At 52.8% G+C, this 3,170-nt stretch carries 2 protein-coding genes; both read left to right on the forward strand.

Going from position 1 to position 3,170, the window contains the following annotated elements:
• The coding region (locus AACR93_RS01915; protein ID WP_043852205.1) for an N-6 DNA methylase at window positions 1-1,490 on the forward strand (1,490 nt) is incomplete at its 5' end.
• Complete coding sequence (locus tag AACR93_RS01920; protein WP_052497114.1) at window positions 1,490-2,779, forward strand: restriction endonuclease subunit S; 1,290 nt, start codon at window positions 1,490-1,492, stop codon at window positions 2,777-2,779. The genes AACR93_RS01915 and AACR93_RS01920, both read left to right, overlap by 1 nt.
• Window positions 2,780-3,170 lie beyond the last annotated feature (391 nt).

Raw genomic sequence — 3,170 nt, forward strand, 5'->3', positions numbered from 1 at the left:
CCCACGGCGTGCTGTTTCGCGGCAATGCCGAGGCGCGCATCCGCGAAAATCTGCTCAAACAAGGCTTTATCAAGGGCATCATCGGCCTGCCTGCCAACCTCTTCTACGGCACCGGCATTCCGGCCTGCATCATCATCATCGACAAGGAGACGGCGCACCAGCGCGCCATCCAGGCCAACGGCTATACCAGCCAGAGCCTGTTTATGATCGATGCCAGTAAAGGCTTTATCAAAGATGGCAACAAGAACCGGCTGCGCGAGCAGGACATCCACAAGATCGTCGATACCTTTACCCGTGAGCAGCTAATCCCCCGTTACAGCCGCGCCGTGCCGCTCTCAGAAATCGCCGCCAACGATTACAACCTGAATATTCCGCGCTATATCGATGCCAGCGAGGCCGAAGATCTGCACGATCTGGCCGCGCACCTTAAAGGCGGCATTCCCAATCGGGATATCGACGCCCTGGGTGCTTACTGGCAGGTGTTCCCGACTCTGCGGGCCGATCTGTTTGCTCCGGCCCATGCGGGTTATAGCCATGGGTTGGTGGAGGCCGCCAAGGTCAAGGGCACCATACTGGCGCACCCTGAATTTATCCGTTTTGCCACTGCTTCGCTCGAACCCTTCTCACGTTGGTTTACCGAGTGCCATCTGGCGGAGATGGAGCAGGGTGAGTCGCCCAAGGCATTGATCGAGGAGATCAGCGAATCGCTGCTCGCCGCCTATGCGCCGCTGCCGCTGCTGGATAACTACGATATCTACCAACTGCTGCTGGACTACTGGCACGCCGTGATGCAGGACGATGTCTATGTGCTCTGCCAGGATGGCTGGGCGGCGGGCAAGGTGCTGCGCGAGCTAAAAGTCGACAAGGGCGAGAAGCTTAAAGAGACGCCGGATCTGGTGCTTGGCCGCGCCAAGTACAAGGCCGAGCTGCTGCCTCCGGCCCTGCTGGTGGCCCGCTTCTTTAGCGATAAGCAGGCCGAAATCGACGCCTTGCAGGCCACCGCGGATGAGGTGAGCCAACATCTTGAGAGCTATCTGGAAGAGCAGGGGGGCGAGGAGGGGCTGCTCAGTGACGCGGCCAACGACGCGGGCAAGATCAACGCCGCCAGCCTGAAGGCGCGGCTCAAGCAAGCCAGCGATGCCGACGAGAAGGCGGCGCTAAAAACCGCCATCAAACACTTTGATGAGGAAAGCCGCGCCAAGAAGACACTTAAAGAGGCGCAAGAGACGCTGGATCGGGCCGTCCTGGCCCGTTACCCCAAGCTAACGGAAGATGAGATCAAGCAACTGCTGGTGGAGGATAAGTGGAAAGCTTCGTTGCAAAGCGCCATCGAGGCGGAGATTGAGCGCATCACCCAGCAGTTGGCCAACCGCGTCAAGGAGTTGGAGGAGCGCTACCGCGCCACCCTGCCGCAGCTGACCCAGCAGGTCGCAGATCTGGAGGCCAAGGTGGCCGCGCATCTTAAGAGCATGGGGCTGGAGTGGGCATAATGGCAGAGCAGATGATGCAAGAGACAGCAGGCAAGGCGATCCCGGCAGGCTATCAGCAGACCGAGGTGGGGGTTATTCCGGAGGATTGGGAGCAAGTAGCACTAGGCGATATCGCGGAAGTCCGTATGTGCAAACGGATTTTTTCTGATCAAACAACTGAATCAGGTGAAATTCCATTCTTCAAAATTGGAACTTTTGGTGGACAGCCTGATGCTTACATTTCAATTTCCAGATATAACGAATTTAAATCAAAATACTCGTTTCCGGAAAAAGGTGATGTCCTGATTTCTGCAGCAGGAACTTTAGGTAAAACGGTTGTTTATGACGGAGAACCTGCATATTTCCAAGATTCAAATATTGTTTGGCTGGAGATTGATAAAAATAAAATCATTAATGAATACTTGCATCATTATTATAAGGTTATTAGCTGGGCATCTCCTGAAGGCAGTACAATATCGCGATTGTACAATGGTATTATCCGTGCAACGGTAATTAATCTACCTTCTTTGCCCGAACAAACCGCCATTGCCAATGTGCTGTCGGATAGCGATGCGCTGATCGATGCGCTGGAGCAGCTGATCGCCAAGAAGCAGGCCATCAAAAGCGCCACCATGCAGCAACTGCTCACCGGTCGCACCCGCCTACCCGCCTTCGCCCTGCGTCCCGATGGTACCCCAAAAGGCTATAAACCCAGCGAACTGGGAGATATTCCGGAGGATTGGGAGGTTGTGTCACTTGGAGATGCGAGCCAATTTATTAATGGTCGAGCTTACGCTTTACACGAATGGGAATCGTCCGGAGTACCCGTTATTAGATTGCAAAATCTAACTGGGAGGGGAGATGAATATTATTATTCAAATTTGCAACTTCCAGAAAGGCAATATTGCGATTTTGGAGACCTTCTATTTATGTGGTCGGCAACTTTTGGACCCGTAATATGGAAAGGAAGCAAGGCTATTTATCATTATCACATTTGGAAAATTGAATGTAAGAGTGGCAATAATAAAGCATTCTTGTTCTATTTGCTGGGTGATATGACCGAGAGGTTAAAGAATAGTTCTTCGAGTGGCGGCACAATGTTGCATGTCACAAAGGAGAAAATGGAGTCAACAAAATCCATTTTCCCATCGATTGAAGAACAAACCGCCATCGCAACTATTTTATCCGATATGGATAACGAGCTGCAGGTGTTAACCCAGAAGCTGGAGAAGGCCCGCGCCCTGAAACAAGGCATGATGCAACAACTGCTGACCGGCAAAATCCGCCTGCCGCTGGCGGTGGGGGCATGAGTTCAGCCCAACCGGATGATCGCCTCTGCCGCTGTCTCTTATATACCTCTCTGGTCGATTGGTGAGATAAATGCCGAAAAAAGCTTCGAACAGCGCCTCCCCCTGCCAAGGGGGAGGTTGGGAGGGGGTGGCTTTTGATGTTTCACAAGCTAAAAAGCAAACCCCACCCCAACCCTCCCCTTGAAAAAAGGGGAGGGAGCCTCAGCTTCCCTGGATATCTCATTAAAGGGATGGGAGTTGTGTATAAGAGTTAGCCTCTGCAGCGAGCCTGGCCACCGAGCCCACCCCGCAGCAGATTTGCTTGACTGTTGCGTGACTGGGGCGGTTGTTAATTGGCGCGATAGATGTTTATCTATCTGAAAAGAAAGAGATACTTTTATTGTGAGTTGCT

Origin of the sequence: Aeromonas sp. L_1B5_3, assembly GCF_963866575.1 — a bacterium.
GTDB classification, from domain to species: domain Bacteria; phylum Pseudomonadota; class Gammaproteobacteria; order Enterobacterales; family Aeromonadaceae; genus Aeromonas; species Aeromonas jandaei.